This is a genomic window from Pseudomonas sp. ADPe (assembly GCF_014843515.1).
Classification (GTDB): Bacteria; Pseudomonadota; Gammaproteobacteria; order Pseudomonadales; family Pseudomonadaceae; genus Pseudomonas; species Pseudomonas citronellolis.
On record NZ_CP062122.1, the window covers coordinates 5,382,499 to 5,402,534 of the forward strand.

The 20,036-nt window shown below is 69.2% G+C and carries 12 protein-coding genes; 7 read left to right on the forward strand and 5 right to left on the reverse strand.

The features are described 5' to 3' along the window. Positions 1–96: 96 nt before the first annotated feature. Positions 97–2,535, reverse strand: a complete 2,439-nt coding sequence (locus tag IG194_RS24580) for an acyl-CoA dehydrogenase (protein ID WP_058489006.1) — start codon at positions 2,533–2,535, stop codon at positions 97–99. A 146-nt stretch (positions 2,536–2,681) separates the two neighbouring features. On the opposite strand from IG194_RS24580, the gene IG194_RS24585 reads away from it, so the two are divergent. The 4 genes from IG194_RS24585 to IG194_RS24600 all read left to right on the forward strand — a co-directional run bounded on the left by IG194_RS24585 (position 2,682) and on the right by IG194_RS24600 (position 5,888). Continuing rightward, complete coding sequence (locus IG194_RS24585; protein WP_058070105.1) at positions 2,682–3,353, forward strand: transglutaminase-like domain-containing protein; 672 nt, start codon at positions 2,682–2,684, stop codon at positions 3,351–3,353. A gap of 115 nt (positions 3,354–3,468) precedes the next feature. After that, a complete protein-coding gene (locus IG194_RS24590; RefSeq protein WP_009618939.1) occupies positions 3,469–4,089 on the forward strand; it encodes a glutathione S-transferase family protein in 621 nt (206 codons plus the stop codon). A gap of 93 nt (positions 4,090–4,182) precedes the next feature. After that, positions 4,183–5,115 carry an ABC transporter ATP-binding protein gene (locus tag IG194_RS24595; RefSeq protein ID WP_009618940.1) on the forward strand — a complete coding sequence of 311 codons (933 nt, stop codon included), beginning with the start codon at positions 4,183–4,185 and terminating at the stop codon, positions 5,113–5,115. Next, entirely contained in the window at positions 5,112–5,888 is a 777-nt protein-coding gene (locus tag IG194_RS24600; RefSeq protein ID WP_058489007.1) for an ABC transporter permease, read from the forward strand. Before IG194_RS24595 ends, IG194_RS24600 begins: the two co-directional genes overlap by 4 nt. A gap of 443 nt (positions 5,889–6,331) precedes the next feature. Here the strand turns inward: IG194_RS24600 and IG194_RS24605 are convergent, their stop codons facing one another. Continuing rightward, positions 6,332–8,377, reverse strand: coding sequence for a TonB-dependent receptor (locus IG194_RS24605; RefSeq protein WP_058489008.1), 2,046 nt, complete (start codon positions 8,375–8,377; stop codon positions 6,332–6,334). Between the two features lie 622 nt (positions 8,378–8,999). Between IG194_RS24605 and putP the strand changes: the two genes are divergently transcribed. Next, positions 9,000–10,517, forward strand: coding sequence for a sodium/proline symporter PutP (putP, locus tag IG194_RS24610; protein WP_009618943.1), 1,518 nt, complete (start codon positions 9,000–9,002; stop codon positions 10,515–10,517). Positions 10,518–10,568: 51 nt separating this feature from the next. On the opposite strand, the gene IG194_RS24615 is transcribed toward putP, so the two are convergent. Further along, positions 10,569–11,759, reverse strand: coding sequence for a sugar transporter (locus IG194_RS24615; protein ID WP_058489009.1), 1,191 nt, complete (start codon positions 11,757–11,759; stop codon positions 10,569–10,571). Between the two features lie 235 nt (positions 11,760–11,994). Between IG194_RS24615 and IG194_RS24620 the strand changes: the two genes are divergently transcribed. After that, entirely contained in the window at positions 11,995–12,219 is a 225-nt protein-coding gene (locus IG194_RS24620) for a VF530 family DNA-binding protein (RefSeq protein ID WP_058489010.1), read from the forward strand. Between the two features lie 583 nt (positions 12,220–12,802). Here the strand turns inward: IG194_RS24620 and IG194_RS24625 are convergent. Then, positions 12,803–16,159, reverse strand: coding sequence for a patatin-like phospholipase family protein (locus tag IG194_RS24625; protein WP_064987611.1), 3,357 nt, complete (start codon positions 16,157–16,159; stop codon positions 12,803–12,805). A gap of 144 nt (positions 16,160–16,303) precedes the next feature. Further along, on the reverse strand, positions 16,304–19,315 hold the full coding sequence (locus tag IG194_RS24630; protein ID WP_058489747.1) for a transglycosylase domain-containing protein: 3,012 nt from the start codon (positions 19,313–19,315) through the stop codon (positions 16,304–16,306). 304 nt (positions 19,316–19,619) lie between these two features. Here IG194_RS24630 and IG194_RS24635 point away from each other — a divergent pair, with 304 nt between their 5' ends. Beyond that, the gene (locus IG194_RS24635; RefSeq protein ID WP_009618948.1) at positions 19,620–19,850 is read left to right on the forward strand and encodes a hypothetical protein; all 231 of its coding nucleotides are present in this window, start codon (positions 19,620–19,622) and stop codon (positions 19,848–19,850) included. The last annotated feature ends 186 nt before the right edge of the window (positions 19,851–20,036 follow it).

Genomic DNA, 20,036 nt, shown 5'->3' on the forward strand with positions numbered 1-20,036 from the left:
GGCACTGGCAGCCCCCGGGGCGAAAACGCCAAGGGCGCCGTGTCGGCGCCCTTGGCGTACTGCTCCCTTCATGGGGTAGGGAAGGGTTCTGGGTGGTCAGACCTTGCCGGGCTGGCCGAGTTCCTCCTTGGCGAAGTCGTCGACGTCGATCACCTGGCGCCGGGCCTTCTCCGCAGCGTGCAGCTGCTGGCCCTGGTCCTCGTCCAGCACCCGCGCGGCCACCGCGGCGTCGATCGGCGACTGGCCGGGCGCCGGGCGCACCTTGCCTTCCTTGAGCGCCTTGTGCAGCTGTTTCTGCAGGGGCGCGACCTCGCGCAGGGCGGTGAGGGCGCGCTCCAGGTCGGCCAGCGGGTCGTCTTGCGCCGTGGGCAGGAAGGCGCCGTAGAGGATCGCCTGCAGCGCCGGGTCGTCCAGCGGACGGCCGAGGATGCCGGCGATCTCCGCGTCCAGCGCATCGCTCGGGCCCTTGTGGCGGCGGCCCAGGGGGAACACCAGGAGCTTGAGCAGGCAGCCGACGCAGCGGTTGGGGAAGTTCTCCAGCAGGGCGGCCAGGGCTTCCTCGGCCTTCGCCAGGTTCTCCTCCAGGGCCCAGCGCAGCAGCGGTTGCAGGTGCTCGGCGTGGTTCAGGTCGTGGTAGCGCTTGAGCGCCGCCGAGGCCAGGTAGAGGTGGCTGAGGGCATCGCCCAGGCGCGCCGAGAGGCGTTCCTTGCGCTTCAGTTCGCCGCCCAGCAGCATCATGCTGAAGTCGGCGAGCATGGCGAAGCTGGCCGCCAGGCGGTTCACCGCGCGGAAGTAGGGGCGCGTCAGGCGGTCGCCGGGCACGTGGTCGAAGCGGCCGAAGCCCAGGCCCAGCAGCAGGCTGCTGGCGGCGTTGCTCACCGCGAAGCCGATGTGCCGCAGCAGCAGGCGGTCGAACTCGTGGGCGGCGTGGGCCTGGTCTTCCTGCTGGGCCAGGGCCATCTCCTTGAGCACGAAGGGATGGCAGCGGATGGCGCCCTGGCCGAAGATCATCAGGTTGCGCGAGAGGATGTTGGCGCCTTCCACGGTGATGAAGATCGGCGCCGTCTGCCAGGCGCGGCCCAGGTAGTTGCGCGGGCCGAGGATGATGCCCTTGCCGCCGTGGATGTCCATGGCGTGGCTGATGCACTCGCGGCCGCGCTCGGTCAGGTGGTACTTGAGTATGGCCGAGAGCACCGAGGGCTTCTCGCCCAGGTCCACCGCGTGGGCGGTGAGGATGCGCGCGCAGTCCATCATCCAGGCGTTGCCGCCGATGCGCCCGAGGGCTTCCTGGATGCCCTCGAAGGCGCCGATGGGCACGTTGAACTGCTCGCGGATCTGCGCGTAGCGCCCGCTGCTGTAGCTGCAGCCCTTGGCCGCGCTGGTGCCCACCGCCGGCAGGGAGATGGAGCGGCCCACCGACAGGCAGTTCATCAGCATCATCCAGCCTTTGCCGATCATGGCCTGGCCGCCGATGATGCAGTCCAGCGGCAGGAACACGTCCTTGCCCGAGTTCGGCCCGTTCATGAAGGCCGCGCCCAGGGGCACGTGGCGCCGGCCGATCTCCACCCCGGGGGTGTCGGTGGGCACCAGGGCCAGGGTGATGCCCAGGTCTTCCTCGCCGCCCAGCAGGTGGTCCGGGTCGTGGCACTTGAAGGCCAGGCCGAGCAGGGTGGCCACCGGGCCCAGGGTGATGTAGCGCTTCTCCCAGGTCAGGCGCAGGCCGAGCACTTCCTCGCCCTGCCACTGGCCCTTGCAGACGATGCCGATGTCGGTCATGCCGCCGGCGTCGGAGCCGGCCTGCGGGCTGGTCAGGCCGAAGCAGGGGATTTCCTCGCCGCGCGCCAGGCCCGGCAGGTAGCGCTGGCGCTGCTCGTCGGTGCCGTAGTGCAGCAGCAGCTCGGCCGGGCCCAGGGAGTTGGGCACCATCACGGTGGAGGCCAGATCGCCGCTGCGGCTGGCCAGCTTCATCACCACCTGGGAGTGGGCGAAGGCGGAGAAGCCCTTGCCGCCGTATTCCCTGGGGATGATCAGGCCGAAGAAGCCCTGTTCCTTGATGAAGGCCCAGGCCTCGGGCGGCAGGTCCATGCGCCGGGAAATGTCCCAGTCGTTGACCATGGCGCAGAGCTGTTCGGTGGGGCCGTTGATGAAGGCCTGCTCCTCCTCGGTGAGCTGCGGCGCCGGGGCGCCCAGCAGCTTGCTCCAGTCCGGGCGGCCGCTGAACAGGTCGCCGTCCCACCACACGGTGCCGGCCTCTATGGCCTCGCGCTCGGTGTCGGACATCGGCGGCAGCACCTGCTTGAACCAGGCGTACAGCGGGCCGCTGAACAGCTTGCGGCGCAGGTCGGGCAGGGCCAGGGCGGCGGCCACCGCCAGCCAGGGCAGCCAGAGCAGGATCATCCAGCCGTGGGCGTGGCTGAACAGGCCCATGAAGATGAGATAGACGGCGACTATGCCCAGCGCCGGGGCCGGCGCCACGCGCCGGTGGGCCAGCCAGGCGACGCCGAGCACGAGAACGATCAACCAGAGCAACGACATGCACTTTCCTCCATGACGAACGACGGGGCGATCCCTCACAGCTTAGCCGGGTGTTGGCGCCTTCCTCGGCGAGCTTGGCCGGATCGTCCTCCACGGCATGCGGACGGGCTGTTTAGACTGGCCGGAACCGTGAAGGAGATTCCCCCATGCAGGCTTACCTCGAACCCGGCCGCTACCTGGATAGTGACCACCCCGCGGTGATCGAGTTCGCCCAACGGCACCGTGGCGCCTCGCCGCAGCCGCGCGAGCAGGCGGTGGCGCTGTACTACGCGGTGCGCGACGGCATCCGCTACAACCCCTATGTGTTCAGCCTGGATGCGCAGACGCTCAAGGCCAGCCACGCGCTGCAGGCCGGGCAGTCCTACTGCGTGCCCAAGGCCGCGCTGCTGGCGGCATGCGCCCGGCATTGCGGCATCCCCGCGCGCATCGGCCTGGCCGACGTGAAGAACCACCTGGCCAGCGGGCGCATGGTGGAGATGCTGCGCAGCGAGGTGTTCGCCATGCACGGCTACACCGAGCTGTTCCTCGACGGCCGCTGGGTCAAGGCCACGCCGGCCTTCAACCGCGAGCTGTGCGAGGCCTTCGGCGTGCTGCCGCTGGAATTCGACGGGCGCCAGGACAGCGTCTTCCACGAATTCGACCAGGGCGGCCGGCGGCACATGGAGTACCTGTGCGACCACGGCCAGTTCGCCGACGTCCCCGAGGACCTGTTCTTCGGCCACCTGCGGGCCTGCTACCCGCACCTGTTCGACGCCGGCCCCACGCCGCTGTCCGGCGACATGCAGGCCGAAGCGCCGAAGCATGAAGGCAATCGATAGTCATCATCAGTCCGCACGCCTTTCTTCTTGCCGCGCCGACCGGTAGGGTGCTCGCATTCACCGGCCGACCTGCCGCGGCCGCGTTCACCCACCGAACAAGAAGAGGCTGCACGCCATGCTGAAAATCTGGGGCCGCAAGAATTCGTCCAACGTGCGCAAGGCGCTGTGGTGCGCCGAGGAGGCCGCGGTGGCCTACCAGCGCATCGACGCCGGCGGCGCCTTCGGCGTGGTGAACGAGCCGGCCTACCGCGCGCTCAACCCCAACGGCGTGGTGCCGACCCTGGAGGACGGCGACTTCGTGCTCTGGGAATCCAATGCCATCGTCCGCTACCTGGCGGCGAAGTACGCGCCCGACAGCCTCTACCCGCAGGACCTGCAGCAGCGCGCCAGCGCCGAGAAGTGGATGGACTGGACCACCTCGACCTTCGCCGGGCCCTTCCGCACGGTGTTCTGGGGTACCCTGCGCACCCCGCCGGAGCAGCGTGACGAAGCGGCCATCGCCGCCGGCATCGAGGCCTGCGTGACGGCCCTGGCGGTGCCCGAGCAGGCCCTGGGGCGCCAGCCATACTTGTCCGGCGAGCGCTTCGGCATGGGCGACATCCCCCTGGGCAGCTTCATCTACGCCTGGTTCGAGATGCCCATCCAGCGCCCGCCGATGCCGCACCTGGAGGCCTGGTATGCCCGCCTGCGCGAGCGCCCGGCCTACCGCAGCGCGGTGATGACCGAGCTGACCTGAACCGCCCGCGGCGCCGGTGAAGGTTGCAATTGCCGGCGCCGGCCCTTATCTAGCTGTTCCATTTTCATGCGCCGCCCAGCCACGGGAAATTCCATGAGTTCCGCGCTTACCCTCCGTCAACTGACGAAAACCTACGGCAACGGTTTCCAGGCCCTCAAGGGCATCGACCTGGACGTCGCCGAGGGCGATTTCTTCGCCTTGCTCGGCCCCAACGGCGCCGGCAAGTCCACCACCATCGGCATTCTTTCCACCCTGGTGAACAAGACCAGCGGCACGGTCACGGTGTTCGGCCACGACCTCGACCGCGAGCCGCTGAAGGTCAAGCGCTGCCTGGGCGTGGTGCCCCAGGAGTTCAACTTCAACCAGTTCGAGAAGGTCTTCGACATCGTCGTGACCCAGGCCGGCTACTACGGCATCCCGGCGAAGATCGCCAAGGAGCGCGCCGAGAAGTACCTCAACCAGCTGGGCCTGTGGGACAAGCGCAACTCGGCCTCGCGCGAGCTTTCCGGCGGCATGAAGCGCCGGCTGATGATCGCCCGCGCGCTGATCCACGAGCCGCGCCTGCTGATCCTCGACGAACCCACCGCCGGGGTGGACATCGAGCTGCGCCGCTCGATGTGGAACTTCCTCACCGAACTGAACCAGCAGGGCATCAGCATCATCCTCACCACCCACTACCTGGAGGAGGCCGAGCAGCTCTGCCGCAACATCGCGATCATCGACCACGGCACCATCGTCGAGAACACGAGCATGCGCAAGCTGCTGACCCAGCTGCACGTGGAGACCTTCGTGCTCGACCTCAAGGGCGCCGTGGCCCAGCTCCCGCAACTGCCCGGCTACCCTGCGCGGCTGCTGGACGACCACACCCTGGAGGTGCAGGTGGACAAGGCGGCCGGCATCAACGGCCTGTTCGCCCAGCTGAACGGGCAGGGCATCGAGGTGCTGAGCCTGCGCAACAAGACCAACCGTCTGGAGGAGCTGTTCGTGTCGCTGGTCGAGAAGAACCTGTCGAAGGTGGCGGTATGAGCGAGCTGCGCGCCAACTGGGTGGCCCTGAACACCATCGTCTACCGCGAAGTCCGCCGCTTTACCCGCATCTGGCCGCAGACCCTGCTGCCCCCGGCGATCACCATGGTTCTGTACTTCGTCATCTTCGGCAACCTGATCGGCCGGCAGATCGGCGGCATGGGCGGCTTCAGCTACATGCAGTACATAGTGCCGGGGCTGATCATGATGTCGGTGATCACCAACGCCTACGGCAACGTGGTGTCGAGCTTCTTCGGCAGCAAGTTCCAGCGCTCCATCGAGGAGCTGCTGGTGTCGCCGGTGTCGCCGCACACCATCCTTCTCGGCTACACCGTGGGCGGTGTGTTGCGCGGGCTGGCGGTGGGCGTCATCGTCACGGCGCTGTCGCTGTTCTTCACCAAGCTGCAGGTGCACCACCTGGGCATCACCGTGCTGGTGGTGGTGCTGACGGCCACCATCTTCTCCATGGGCGGCTTCGTCAACGCGGTGTACGCGCGCAACTTCGATGACATCTCGATCATCCCGACCTTCGTGCTGACGCCGCTGACGTACCTGGGCGGGGTGTTTTATTCCATCCACATGCTGCCGGAATTCTGGCAGACGGTATCGCTGGCCAACCCCATCCTGCACATGGTCAACGCCTTCCGCTACGGCATCCTCGGGGTGTCGGACATCCAGATCGGCACGGCGCTGGTGTTCATGCTGGTGGCGACGGTGATCCTGTATTTCTTCTGCATCCGCCTGCTGGTGAGCGGGCGGGGGATGCGCCAGTAGCGGCGCGGTAGGTGGGGTGGGCGCGGCTTTGATGGCGGCTCCGTGCCTGGCAGCGAGCGGGGCATGGCCAGGGCCAAGCGGCGGATAACGCCATAGGCGTTATGCGCCCTACGCCAGGCTCGACCGTGACGTAGGGCGAATAACCGTTCGCGGTTATCCGCCGCTACACCGACCTTGTCGGCCATGCCGTGGTTGAACCGGGCGCGGCTTTGATGGCGGCTCCGTGCCCGGCAGCGAGCGGGGTGTGGCCAGGGCCAAGCGGCGGATAACGCCATAGGCGTTATGCGCCCTACGCCAGGCTCGACCGTGGCGTAGGGCGAATAACCGTTCGCGGTTATCCGCCGCTACACCGTCCTTGCCGGCCATGCCGTGGTTGAACCGGGCGTGGCTTTGATGGCGGCTCCGTGCCTGGCAGCGAGCGGGGCATGGCCAAGGCCCGTTCTTCAGAACGCCACCTTCACCCCCGCCTCGATGCCGCGCCCGGCCGCCGGCACGCTGTCGCGCAGGATGGAGCTGGCGTAGCGCACCGTCTGGTTGGTCAGGTTCTCGCCCTTGACGAAGGCCAGCCACTGGCTGCCGCCCATGTCGAACCTGTAGCCGACGCTGGCGCCCAGGGTGGTATAGCCGTCGGTGGAGAGTTCCTCGTCCGGCACGCGGTGCTGGGAGGCGGCGTGTTCCACTTCCAGGCGCGCCTGCCACTGCTGCAGTTCCCAGATCAGCGCGCTGTTCAGGCGCAGCGGGGCGATGCGCGGCAGCGGCTGACCGGTGTCGCGGTTCTTCGCCCGGGTGTAGTCGCCGGACAGTTCCAGGTCGAAGTTGCCGTAGGGGCTTTCCAGCAGGTGGATGCGGTCCTGTGCCTCGACGCCGTAGAAGTCCGCGCGCACGCCGCTGTAGAGGTATTCCGGCAGGGCCTCGTCGTTGTCGGCGGCGACCACCTCGCCTTCCTCGTCGCGGTAGCGGCCGCTGGCGAGCAGGCCGATGTAGTTGGAGAAGCGGCTGTAGAACACGCCGACGCTGCCCTTGTGGATGCCGTTGTCGAAGCGCAGGGCCAGGTCGGTGGAGACCGCCTTTTCCTTGTCCGCATCGGCGTCGCCCACCTCGTAGGTGCCGGTGGCCGCGTGCGGGCCGTTGGCATACAGCTCGTAGAAGGTCGGCGCGCGCTCGGTGTAGCTGAGGGTAGCGGCCAGCGCCCAGATCGGCGTCAGCTGGTACACCGCGCCGGAGGACAGGCTGCCGGCGGTGAAGCTGCGGCTGCCGTCGTTCTCGGCGAAGCGCTCGTTGTCCTTGGCGTCGGGGTCGACGCGGCTGTGTTCGACGCGGCCGCCGAAGCTCAGCGCCAGGCGCTCGCTGGCCTGCCAGTTTTCCAGGAAGAACAGCGCCGCGCTGTCGGTTTCGGTGTGCGGCACGAAGGCCTCTTCGCCCAGGGCCGAGAAGCGGCTGTTGGCCACCTGTGCGCCGACCACGCCTTCGAGCGGGCCCAGCGGCTTGTGGCGGGCCTCGATGCGCGCCTCGTAGCCGTCGTTCTTGAAGGTGGTGCCTGTCTCGCCGTCCTCGATCTCCTTGTGCTGGTACTCGGTATAGGCGGCGTCCAGCTTCACCGAGCTGAACGGGCCTTCCAGGTCGCGGATCTCCGAGGCGAAGGCATAGCGGTCCTGCTGCATCTTCAGGCGCACGTCGTCCTCGGCGGGGGAGCCGTAGTTGCCGTCGTAGCCGCTGTAGGAGAGCCCGGCGTAGCCGTGGTCCCAGTGGTAGCTGCCGCCGATGGCGCCGCTGTCCTGGCGGCCGTCGCTGTTCTCGACGCGGTGCTTCGAATCGTCGCCGTCGATCGCGCGCTGGGCCCTGGAATGGGCGTAGCCGGGGATGCGCAGGTCGTTGAACTCGCGGGAGCCGGCGTCCAGGTGCAGGGCGAAGTTGCCGTCGCCGGCTTCCAGCGCGCCGGCGGCGCTACGGGTGGTGTCGGCGCCGCCGTAGCGCAGCTCGCCGCGGCCGTGCACACCGTCCACCGGTTCGCTGGGGATGCGGTTGTCGAAGCTGTTGACCACCCCGCCGATGGCGTTGCCGCCGTAGAGCAGGGCAGCCGGGCCGCGGACCACTTCGATGCGCTCGACCACGTTGGGGTCTTCCGGCACCGCGTGGTCGTAGGACAGCGACGAGGCATCCAGCGCGCCCACGCCGTTGCGCAGCAGGCGGATGCGGTCGCCGTCCATGCCGCGGATGATCGGCCGGCTGGCGCCGGGGCCGAACCAGGTGGAGGACACCCCCGGCAGGCCGTCGAGGGTCTCGCCCAGGCTGCCTTTCTGGCGCAGCGTCAGGTCGTCGCCCTGTAGCACGCTGCTGGGCGCGGCGGGTTGCACCTCGCCCAGCGGGTTGGCGGTGATCACCTGGGGCTGCAGCTCGGCAGGGCGGGTGTCGGCGAGCGCGGGAACGGCGAACAGCGCGAGGGTCAGCGGCGCGAGTGGCCAGCGGGGCAGGGGGCGGGACGTGGACATTGGGGACTCCTTGGTTTTTTCGGGCAGAACGCGCCCCTCCCGTGGCGATCCGGGCTGCGCGAAGGCTCTAGGCAGGGGCTTGGCGGGTCGCTCGGTGGGGTGGCCTTGATTTATATTGTTATAACATAACATTCCCTGTGGTTTGAAAATCAAGTGCTTTCAGATCCGAAAGTGCTAGCCGTTGGCTGCGAAGGACGGGCGTCCTGGAGTTTTTCGCAACAAGTCCAGAGCTTTTCGCAAGAATGCCGGGGCAGGGTGCCACTAGATTCCGCCATTCGCCCATCCGGGTTGCACCTTGAGTGCAACCGTTCGGCGATTCGGTGCAACAAGGGCTTTTCCTTGCGCTAGAATCCGCCGCCCGCGCGTGTCCCCGGACGTGCGCCGGGCAATGTGGCGACGGCTGCCCCGGGACGGTGAGGGGGCGCCGAAGAATCAGCCGCCCGCGTGGTGCAACCGCGACGGGGGGCGACAGGGGTGGTAGCGGAGCTTGCGCAGGGCCGCTGCCGCCCCGCCGTGCCGAAGGGCACGGCAGGGGGACCGACGCCAACCGCGCCGGCCCCGACGAGCAAGGGCCCGGGCTACCCTCCGGGCCTGGATAAAAACAAGCTTCAGGGGAGCCCCCATGAGCGTCAACACGCCAACACTGGTCACGTTCGTGATCTACATCGCGGCTATGGTCCTGATCGGATTCGCCGCCTACCGTTCCACCAACAACTTCTCCGACTACATCCTCGGCGGCCGCAGCCTCGGCAGCTTCGTCACGGCCCTGTCGGCCGGCGCCTCGGACATGAGCGGCTGGTTGCTGATGGGCCTGCCGGGGGCGATCTACCTCTCCGGCATCTCCGAAAGCTGGATCGCCATCGGCCTGATCGTCGGCGCCTACCTGAACTGGCTGTTCGTCGCCGGGCGCCTGCGCGTGCACACCGAGCACAACGGCAACGCGCTGACGCTCCCCGACTACTTCACCAACCGCTTCGAGGACAACAGCCGCATCCTGCGCGTGCTCTCGGCGGTGGTGATTCTGGTGTTCTTCACCATCTACTGCGCCTCGGGCATCGTCGCCGGCGCCCGCCTGTTCGAAAGCACCTTCGGCATGTCCTACGAGACCGCCCTGTGGGCCGGCGCCGCCGCGACCATCGCCTACACCTTCGTCGGCGGCTTCCTGGCGGTGAGCTGGACCGACACCGTGCAGGCCTCGCTGATGATCTTCGCGCTGATCCTCACCCCGATCATCGTGCTGTTCGCCACCGGTGGCGTGGAGCCGACCTTCGCCGCTATCGAGCTGAAGGACGCGGCCAACTTCGACATGCTCAAGGGCGCCTCCTTCATCGGCGTGATCTCGCTGATGGCATGGGGCCTGGGCTACTTCGGCCAGCCGCACATCCTGGCGCGCTTCATGGCCGCCGACTCGGTCAAGTCGATCCCGGCCGCGCGCCGCATCTCCATGACCTGGATGATCCTCTGCCTGGGCGGCGCCGTGGCCGTGGGCTTCTTCGGCATCGCCTACTTCCAGGCCAACCCGGAGCAGGCCGGCGCGGTCACCGAGAACCATGAGCGCATCTTCATCGAGCTGGCGAAAATCCTGTTCAACCCGTGGATCGCCGGCGTGCTGCTGTCGGCCATCCTCGCCGCGGTGATGAGCACCCTGAGCTGCCAGCTGCTGGTGTGCTCCTCGGCGCTGACCGAAGACTTCTACAAGGCCTTCCTGCGCAAGAACGCCAGCCAGCTGGAGCTGGTCTGGGTCGGCCGCGCCATGGTGCTGCTGGTGGCGCTGATCGCCATCGCCCTGGCGGCCAACCCGGAAAACCGCGTGCTGGGCCTGGTGTCCTACGCCTGGGCCGGCTTCGGCGCCGCCTTCGGCCCGCTGGTGCTGTTCTCGGTGCTGTGGAAGCGCATGAACCGCAACGGCGCCCTGGCCGGCATGCTGGTCGGCGCGGTCACCGTGATCGTCTGGAAGCAGTTCGGCTGGCTCGGCCTGTACGAGATCATCCCCGGCTTCCTGTTCGCCAGCGTCGCCATCGTGGTCTTCAGCCTGCTCGGCCCGGCCCCGTCCAGGGCCATGCAGCAGCGCTTCGACGAAGCCGAGGCGGAGTACGGCGAGGCCCACCTGCCGGCCTCGGCTCCCGCCGCCGGCCGCTGATCCGCTGAGCGGTAGCCAAGGCCGCGGTCCCGCAAGGGGCCGCGGCCTTTTTCATTTGTGCCCGTTGCGCAGTGCCTCGGCATAGCGCCAGCAGGCGAACAGGCACAGCGCCAGGCCGGCCATGGCCACGGCGCCGCCGACGTTGCCGATCTGCGCCAGGCCGATGCCGCCGACCACCTGGCTGCCGAGCAGCGCGCCGCCGCCGATGCCGACGTTGTACAGCCCGGAGAACATGGCCATGGCCACGTCGGTGGCGTCGTGGGCCAGCTGCAGCACCTTGGCCTGCAGGGCCAGGCCGAAGCAGAGGATGGCGGCGCCCCAGAACAGACTCAGGCCGAGCAGCGCCAGGGGCTCGTGAGCCAGCGGCAGGAGCAGCAGCAGGCAGCTGCCGAGCACGGCGATGGTCAGGCACGGGAAGCCGCGCGGGAAGCGCTCGCTGTAGCGGCTGAAGAGGATCGAGCCGAACAGCCCGGCGCCGCCGAACAGCAGGAGCAGCAGGGTGGTGCGCTGGCTGTCCAGGGCGGCCACCTCGCGGGCGAAGGGCTCGATGTAGCTGTAGGCGGTGAACTGCGCGGTGATCACCAGCACGGTGAGCACGTACAGCGACACCAGCGCCGGGCGCCGCAGCAACAGCGGCAGGCTGCGCAGCGAGCCGGAATTCTGGCTGGGCAGCAGCGGCAGCGCGCGGGCCAGCCAGAGCACCACCACCAGCGAGACGCCGGCGATGGCCAGGAAGGTCGCGCGCCAGCCCATGGCCTCGCCGAGCACGCGGCCCAGGGGAATGCCCAGGACCATCGCCAGGATGGTCCCGGTGGCCAGCAGGCCCAGGGCTTTCGCCTGCTGGCCCGGCGGCGCCACGCGCACCGCCAGGGACGCGGTGATCGACCAGAACACCGCGTGGGCGAAGGCGATGCCGAAGCGGCTGAGCATCAGCGTGGTGAAGCTCCAGGCGACGCCGGAGAGCAGGTGGCTGCCGATGAACAGGCAGAAGATCGCCACCAGCAGGCGCCGCCGCTCCATGTTGCGCGTGGCCAGCATCAGCGGCAGCGAGGTGAGCGACACCACCCAGGCGTACAGGGTGAGCATCAGCCCGGCCTGTTCCGGGCGCATGTCGAAGCTGCGGCCGATGTCGCTGAGCAGGCCCACCGGTACGAACTCGGTGGTGTTGAAGATGAAGGCGGCGATGGCCAGGGCGATGACGTTCAGCCAACTGCCGGTGCGGGTGTCTTGCGCGGTGTGCATGGGAATCCTGAGTGAGGGTGGGGCTCAGGCCGAGTCCCCCGGCCACGCGTGATGCCCCGGCGGCAAAGGGCCGGGTGCTGGCGGGCGAAGAGGAATCGTTGTTGGTATGGGGGGCTGCGGCAGTCGCGGCGGCCATTCTACGCCGCGCGCCGGGCACCTGTCTGCGCCCGGGCTGCGCGCCTGGCGGCTTGCTGCTAAGGTGCGCGCACTTACGCACCGACGACGAAGCCCGACCATGAGCGAGAAACCCAAGGACCCGCTGCACGGCATGACCCTGCAGGCCATCCTCGAACGCCTGCTGGAGCAGTACGGCTGGGAAGGGTTGGCCAAGCGCATCGACATCCGCTGCTTCAAGAGCGAGCCCAGCATCAAGTCCAGCCTGACCTTCCTGCGCCGCACGCCCTGGGCGCGGGAGCAGGTGGAGAAGCTCTACGTGCAGATGGTACGCGGGCGGGGTTGAGCGGATGGCCCGTCCCCCGGCGACCTGTAGGAGCGGGCCCTGCCCGCGATTTCGCGCGCAGGGCGCGCTCCTACAGGGGAATGACGCGGGTGGGGCAGCGTAGGAGATCTCATCCGCGAATCGCGCCGGGGCGTCCGGTTATCGCGGACAAGGTCCGCTCCTACGGGGGCGGATACCGTGCCTCCCGCGGGCCTTGCCCGCGATTCGCGCGCAGGGCGCGCTCCTACAGGGGAATGGCGCGGGTGGGGCGGCGTAGCGGATCTCATCCGCGAATCGCGCCGGGGCGTCCGGCTATCGCGGACAAGGTCCGCTCCTACGGGGGGCGGATACCGTACCTCCCGGCAACCTGTAGGAGCGGGCCCTGCCCGCGAATCGCGCGCAGGGCGCGCTCCTACAGGGGAAGGGCGTGGCGTAGGATCTCATCCGCGAATCGCGCCGATACCTCCCGGCTATCGCGGACCATACCGGTGCACATGGCTTCTCGTAGGAGCGAGCTTGCTCGCGAACCGTATGGCACCGCGTCTGTTCGCGAGCAAGAACTAGGCGTCCCCCTCGATCCTACGAAGAGCACTTCGGCGTCACCTCAATTGGGCTTCGCCTGCGCCGGCAGCCAGAACTCGATGACCCCGGGCGAGGCCTGCAGGCTTGCCGCCAGCGGCAGGGCCACGGCCTTGTCGCTGAACTTCTGCGCCAGCCAGCGGGCGCATTCGCCGTCGCGGCGGGCATGGTAGATGAAGGTCGGCCGCGGCCAGGGCAATGGCGGCGGCGAGCCGCGGCGGGCGGCGGCGCTGACCACGTTCTCGATGCCCGGGGTGCTGATGCCGCTGCCTTCCAGCAGCTTGAGGAAGTCCCGCGCCGTGCGTTGCTCGTCGGCCGAGTAGATCTGCGTGTAGAGCACCACCGGCCGCCTGCCTTCGCGCATGCAGGGGTTGGCCACCGGCTCTGCTGCGGGCGCGGGCGCGGCGCCGGCCGTGACGGCGGGCGGTGGCGCCATCTCGGCGCTGACCGGCGGCGCTGCCGGCGCCGCGGCTGGCGGTGGCGGAGGGGGCGGCGGCGGAGCGCTGGCCAGCGTCGGGTTGTCTTCGGGCAGCGGGGTGAAGCCGAACCAGTATTGCTGCACCGGGCTGTTGGGGTGCGGGTCGCTGGTGAGCTGGCGCAGGTAGTTGCAGTCGGCCGACTCGGCGCCATTGGCGCAGGCCGCGCTGGCACGCTCGAACAGGGTGCGCATGTCACTGGCGAACGCCACCGACAGGCCGTTGCGGCTGGCGAAGTTCTCCAAGTGGCCGATGCGCGTGCGCAGGGCGTCGCTGACCTTGTTGCCCTTGGCGTAGAGGTCGGCGATGGCCTCCAACTGGCTGGCGTACTTCGACTCGCTGTCGGCGATGTTGCCGCGGTACTGCTCCAGGCCCTGCCAGAGCGCCACCACCAGGCTGGCGGAGAGGCCCACGCCGAGGGTGGTGCGCACGTTCTGGGCGATGCGCTGGCGGCGGTTCGGGCCGTTGGCCGGGGCCGGCTGGCCGACTGCGGTGAGGGTCACGATGCTGGCCAGGTCGGCCCAGCCCGGCAGGCGCTGGAGGAAGTCGCGGCTGAGCACCGAGCCCAGCGCCAGGCCCAACTGGTGGTAGGCCTCCCACTGGCTTTCGTCGAAGAACTGGTCGTCGGTGCCCTGCTGCGGGAAGGCCGGGTTGCGGTCGGCGTAGCCCACCAGGTCGAAGGGCAGTTCCAGCAGCGGCGAGTCGCAGCGGTGCGGCTTGACCACCAGCAGGGTGCCGCGCCTGTGGCTGGCGTAGGTGATGCGCGCCAGCAGCAGGTATTCGCGGCCGCAATCCGGCGAGATGGACTCCGGGGTGCCGAACAGCAGAGTACGCGCGTCGCCGGCGGAGACCCGCGCCAGGCTGGCCGGGTCGATGAACTCGATGTCGGCGTCGTAGTCGATCTTGGCCTTGCGCACCAGGTTCTCCAGGTCCTCGAACAGGTAGCGCGGGTCGGCGCCGCAGTCGCTGGCGACGATCAGGTCGACCTCGCGCTTGAGCAGGGCGTAGACGCCGCTGTTGTCGAAGTGGCCGCCGTCGGACAGGTACCAGAAGGGCGCGCGCAGGCCGGGGAACTGGGCGAGCATCTCGGCGCGGGTGGCCAGGTACTTGGCCAGGCGCGCGCGCCAGCCGGTCTCGGCGGCGCGCGTCGGGTTGGGCAGCCAGAAGCCCAGGCGCAGGCCGGTCATGAACACCAGTGCGGCCAGCCCGGCGCTGGTGCGCGAGCCCATGCCGGTGCTCAGCGCGGCGCCGGAGATGGTCGCCCATTGCGCCAGGCTGCTGCGCTCCAGGCCCTGGGGCGGCCGCGGGCCGTGGGTGCCGGTCTCCACGCCCAGGGCGCTGACGGTCAGGGCCACGCCCTTGCGGTCGGCGTTGTAGCTGTGGGTGCGGTCGTCGAGGGTCTGGTTGATGCAGCAGTTGATCAGGTGCAGCGGCCCGCCGTAGGCGTGCGGCTGGTAGTCGGCCAGGGCCACGTCGTCGCCGGGCAGTATCTCCCGCAGCGACTCGATGCCCTCGATCAACCCGCGTTCGGCCGGCACCAGCAGCGAGGCCGGGAAGCGCGCCTCGGGGCCGCCGTGGTTGGCCACCGCGACGTAGGTGCGGGCCAGGCGCGAGCGGTAGAAGTAGTGCAGCGAGGCGAGGTTCAGCTGGGTGAGGTTGGCGCCGCTGATACCGATGTAGAAGCCCAGCGCGGCCAGCACCAGGGCCCAGTACAGCAGCGGCAGCCAGGGCTGCATGGCGGCGCCGGGGCTGAGCAGGTTGCCGCCCAGGTAGAGGAAGGCCTGCAGCAGCGTCAGCCAGGCCAGCAGCAGGAACGCCAGCAGGGCCAGGCCCAGCAGGTTGGCCAGCTGGCTGCCGTAGGCGCTCGGCAGGCCCTGCTGGCGCAGGCGCTCCAGCAGCGTCGGCAGCAGGGCGCGCAGCAGCACCACGGCAAGGCCCGTGGAGCCCAGTACGCTGGAGGAAATGAGGGTGAAGTTGCCGCTCTCGCGCAGGCGCACGACCAAGTGCCAGGTGACCGCCTCGCAAACGCCCAGCAGCAACACCCCGGCGCCGCCCAGCAGCACCCAGCCCAGCCAGTGGGTCAGGCGCAGGCGCTGCTGCTCCGGCGGACAGGCGCGCAGCGGCAGGCGCAGCAGCCAGCCCAGCGGGGCGATCAGCAGCGCGCCGGCCAGAACGGCGTAGGCCAGCAGCCGCGGGCCCAGCTCGATGTCGCTCTGCAACTGCGGCCACAGGCCCTGCACCGCCAGGACCAGCGCGGCGAGCAGGGCCAGCAGCACCGAGAGCAGGTCGCGCAGGGCGTGGTCCTGGCGGTCGCGGCTGAACCAGTAGGCCCAGCACAGCGCGCCGGCGGCCAGCAATAACAGCGGCACGACGAGGAACCACAGCGACCAGAGGTTGCCGAGGAACACCGGCGGCGTGCCCAGCAGCGCCAGCAGCACGTGGGGCAGCACCGTGAACATGCCGATGCACAGCAGCAGGATGCCGATCTCCAGCTGGGTGGCCATGAAGCCACGGAGCATCGAGGCGCCGGCCATCAGCAGGTCGCGGCCGCCGGCCGGGGCCAGGTAGCGGCCGTTGTTGCGCAGCCACCAGAGCAGCAGCGAGTCGTCCGCCGCCAGGCCGTTCTCCACCTCGCGGGCGCCCTGGGCGGGGCCGTACAGGCGGCCGAGCATGGCGCCGACGTAGCCGCCGCCGGACACCGTGGAGAGGTAGTCGAAGCGCTTGAGCACGTGGTTCTTCGCCAGCGCCCGCAGCAGGCCGAAGTTGAAGGTGGCGCTGCGCACGCCGCCGCCGGAGAGGGCCAGGCCCCAGCTGAAGTCACTCGGCACGTCGATGCCGGCCTGGGCGCGGCGCTGGCGCAGCAGCGCCTGTTCCTGGTCCCTGAGGTTCCCATGGCGGCGCGGCATGGCGGTGCCCTCCGGCTCCGGACCCGCGCGGCAAGGGGCGCCGCGCCAGGTCATGCTGACGGCCGGCCGGACCTCCCGGCGCCGAACCCTTGGCGCCGTGCTTCCCTGGCCTTTCCCGGGTTCAGGCCGCGGCGGCGCGCGGCCTCATAGCCAGCTCACCCGAAGGGTGTCCTGGGGCGCGTGGCACTCGGTGCCCGGCTCCAGGTAGTGCTGCAGCATCGGCGCCATGCCCTTGAGCACCTGCACCGGCAGCGCCGAGGTGAACTTGAAGTTGCTCGACGCGCTGCCGGCCACGTAGGCGGTGAGGGTGCCGAAGTGCCGCGGGCCGAGGTAGAACACGAAGGTCGCGGTGCGGTTCAGCGAGCGCGAGCTCTTCACCGCCCCGCCGCGGGTGAAGCTTTCGATGCGGTTGTCGCCGGTGCCGGTCTTGCCGCCCATCACCAGCGGGCTGCCGTCGTCGCGGCGGAAGCTGCCGGACAGCCGCCGCGCGGTGCCCTGGTCGACCACCTGGGACAGCGAGTCGCGCAGGGTGCTGGCCACCTCCGAGGTCATCACCCGGGTGCCGACGTTGGCCTGCGGCGCCAGGCTCACCTCGTAGGGCGTGCCGGCGGCGAAGTGCAGGCTGTCGATGCGCAGGGTGGGCAGGCGGATACCGTCGTTGAGGATGATGCCCATCAGCTCGGCCAGCGCCGCCGGGCGGTCGCCGGAGCTGCCCAGGGCGGTGGCCAGCGAGGGCACCAGGTGGTCGAACGGGTAGCCCAACTGCTTCCACTGCTGGTGGATGTCGAGGAAGGCCTCCACCTCCAGCATGATGCGGATGCGCTTGTCGCGGGCGGCCTTGTAGCGCGACTTGTACAGCCAGCCGTAGACCTGCTTGCGCTCGGCATTGCTGGCGGCCACCGCGTCGGCGAAGCTGGCCTGGGGCTGGCGCTGCAGGTAGCCCAGCAGCCACAACTCCAGCGGGTGCACGCGGGCCACGTAGCCCTGGTCGTTGAGGTCGAAGGCGCCGGGGCCGTAACGCTTGTAGAGGTCGGCGATGCGCTTGTCGGTGAGCTTCTCGCCGGTGTAGTGGCTCTGCTTCAGGCGGTCCTGGAGGAAGGCGGCGAAGGTCGCCTGGTCGGCCTGGGGCTGCAGGTAGCGGTGGATCGCCGCCAGGCGCACCGGCCACGGGCGCAGGCCGTCGAGGAAGGTGTCCAGGCGCTCGTCGGCGTTCTGCCCGCGGTACTTCTGCCAGAAGCGCAGCAGGTAGACGCGGCTTTCCTGGTCGACGAAGCGGTCCAGGTACAGCTGGCGGCGCGGGTCCTTGTCGTCCTGCAGCACGGTCAGCTTGTTGCCGTCCTTCTGGTACATGTCGTGGCGCACCAGGTCGCGCAGCAGGCGCACGAAGGGCAGGTTGATGGATTCGCGCAGCGCTTCGAGCAGGGTGGGGATGCGCCCGTTGTCTTCCTTGCGGAAGTTGGAGAAGGTGTGCACGCCGCCGCCGGTGAAGAAGCTCTCGTAGGGGCTGGCCGAGTACTTGCGCTGCATGGCCGCGGCGAGCATGGCCGAGAGGTCGGCGTTGGGGGTGGCGATCAGGTAGTCGATGGACCAGCGGCTGATGAAGTCCAGCGGCTCCACCGGCACCTTGCGCAGCTCGGCGGCGGGCTTGCCGTTGTAGGCGCGGTACTGGTCGGCGATGCGCTCCAGATAGTTGGACAGCACCCGCAGCTTGGCGGTGGAACCCAGCTCCAGCTTGCTGCCCTCGTTGATGTCGAAGGGCTGGTCGGTGCTGTCGGTCTGCACGCGCACGCGGTTGCCGTCGGCGGTGCGTTCGAACAGCACGAAGCTGTAGCGCACGTCGGCGGTCTTGTCCTTGGACAGCAGGTGCTCGCCGAACAGGCCGATCTGCGAGGCGAAGTCCGGATCGGCCAGTTGCTTGAGGTAGGCGCTGACCTTGTTCTGCAACTCGTCCTGCAGGGTGGTGCTGAAGCTCAGGTCGAGGCGGTCCAGGTCATACAGCGGCACGTTGAGCATCCCCGCCAGGCGGGTGCGGGCCAGGCTCACGCCCTTGTTCGGCTCCAGCGGCTGCACCGTCGGCTGGTTCTGCGGGTCGCGGAACTCCAGGCGCTGGGCCAGGGCGGCATCGCGCAGCGGCGCCTCGATCACCCCGGCCTGGGCCAGCAGGCGCAGGTAGCTGTCGGTCAGCTCGCCCAGCGGCTTGCGCCCGCGCGCCAGGTAATAGGACGGGCGGCGGTGGGCGATCATCAGCGACACCACCTGGCGCAGCGCCCGGCCCTGGGCCTCGAGCTCGGCGCCCTGGCCGACGGGCGAGGAGAGCAGGCGGTTGACCTGCTGGTAGTCGGCGCCATACCAGATCCACAGGCCGTCGGGCAGGCCGCTGACCTCGCCGTAGCCCGGCTGCGCCGAGAGCGGCACCGAGTTGAGGTAGGTGAGCACCACGTTGCGCCGCGCCGGCAGGTTCTCGGCGCCGCCCTGGTAGGCGCGCACGCTGGCCGAGGCCATCTGCCGCAGCTTGTCGCGGATGGAATTGGTGCGCCCGTCCACCGAGTGGCGGTACTTCTCGATCTGCGTGGCCAGGGTGCTGCCGCCGGGGGCGTGGTTGCCCATGCCGACCAGGCGCCCGGCCTGGGCCACGGCGGCCTGGGTGAAGCGGCTCCAGTCGATGGCCGGGTTGAGGTAGGGGCGGCTGGCGTCGAGCAGGTCGCGGTTCTCGATGTACAGCAGGCTCTGCACGATCAGCGGGGCGATGGCGTCGTAGCTGGCGTAGAGCCGCTGCGGGTAGCGGAAGTTGTAGATCGGCAGGCCGCGGCAGTCGCTGATGTCGACGCCGGCCTGGGCCTTCTCGGCGTAGGGCGGGAACATGCCGTAGCCGGCGTATTGCAGCAGGGCAGGGGAGAAGCGCGCCTGGTCGAGGGTGACGAAGTCGCGGTCGTGCAGGCGCTGCAGGAAGTCCGGCAGTTGCAGGTAGCCCAGGCGGCGGTCGAAGGGGCCGTCCTTCGGGTAGACCACCTGGTCGCTGGAACCGGCGCCGACCTGCCAGGTCAGCTCGCCGGCCAGGCGCGCCAGCTCGCGGGCCTGCAGCTTGGAGGTATGCGCCTCGTAGAGCAGCGCCGCGCCCATCGCCGCCAGCAGTGGCAGGACGAACAGGAACAGCAGCAGGAAGCGGTGGTGGCTGGGTTTTTTCGGGGAAAAGCCAGGCTCCGGCACGCCCGGTTGAGAATGCAGTTGACCGGTATGCTCCGTATGCGCCATATCACGACCTGCCCATGCTTGCGAAAGCCTGAGTAAGCGGTCTCCGCCGACGTGACGACCGGCACCCATCCCGGTGCCGCGAAAGCCCCCGTGCCAGCGGCCTCCCCTTTCTTTGAGCGTAGTAGGCGGGGAAAATTCTGCTGAATGTCGTGCCTTCGTCCGGCCCAAGCCGCGACAATGCCCGACGAGTGACCTGGAAAACGACCCGATGCGCCTGTTCCTGCTGTTCCTGCCGTTGATCGCCAGCCTGAGCGCCCATGCCGCGCCCATGCCGTTCTACCTGTGGCAGAGCCGCGTGGACGGCCACCTGACCTGCAGCCAGACCTCGCCGGGGGAGGGCTGGACGCGGCTGTCCGGGCCGTTCGGCGATGCGGGGTGCCGGCAGCCGTTGAAGAGCGGGCCCTCGACCAAGGGGCTGGCGGTGCCGAAGGGGTTGTGAGGGGCGGGCTTTTCTTTTGTAGGAGCGAGGGGGACGTCCAGTTCTTGCTCGCGAATGGAGTTTCCCGATAGCTGCGGTGCAGGTCCCGAAGAGCGCCCTCTCCCTAACCCTCTCCCTGAAGGGAGAGGGGACCGTTGGGCAGAAACGGGGGCTCTGGAGTTAGCCGGCAGCACCGAAAGTTTCCGG

Excerpts from the sequence above, each read along its gene's own strand:
- IG194_RS24580 (WP_058489006.1), bottom strand. The coding sequence starts at position 2,535 with ATGTCGTTGCTCTGGTTGATCGTTCTCGTGCTCGGCGTCGCCTGGCTG.
- IG194_RS24585 (WP_058070105.1), top strand. The coding sequence starts at position 2,682 with ATGCAGGCTTACCTCGAACCCGGCCGCTACCTGGATAGTGACCACCCC.
- IG194_RS24590 (WP_009618939.1), top strand. The coding sequence starts at position 3,469 with ATGCTGAAAATCTGGGGCCGCAAGAATTCGTCCAACGTGCGCAAGGCG.
- IG194_RS24595 (WP_009618940.1), top strand. The coding sequence starts at position 4,183 with ATGAGTTCCGCGCTTACCCTCCGTCAACTGACGAAAACCTACGGCAAC.
- IG194_RS24600 (WP_058489007.1), top strand. The coding sequence starts at position 5,112 with ATGAGCGAGCTGCGCGCCAACTGGGTGGCCCTGAACACCATCGTCTAC.
- IG194_RS24605 (WP_058489008.1), bottom strand. The coding sequence starts at position 8,377 with ATGTCCACGTCCCGCCCCCTGCCCCGCTGGCCACTCGCGCCGCTGACC.
- putP (WP_009618943.1), top strand. The coding sequence starts at position 9,000 with ATGAGCGTCAACACGCCAACACTGGTCACGTTCGTGATCTACATCGCG.
- IG194_RS24615 (WP_058489009.1), bottom strand. The coding sequence starts at position 11,759 with ATGCACACCGCGCAAGACACCCGCACCGGCAGTTGGCTGAACGTCATC.
- IG194_RS24620 (WP_058489010.1), top strand. The coding sequence starts at position 11,995 with ATGAGCGAGAAACCCAAGGACCCGCTGCACGGCATGACCCTGCAGGCC.
- IG194_RS24625 (WP_064987611.1), bottom strand. The coding sequence starts at position 16,159 with ATGCCGCGCCGCCATGGGAACCTCAGGGACCAGGAACAGGCGCTGCTG.
- IG194_RS24635 (WP_009618948.1), top strand. The coding sequence starts at position 19,620 with ATGCGCCTGTTCCTGCTGTTCCTGCCGTTGATCGCCAGCCTGAGCGCC.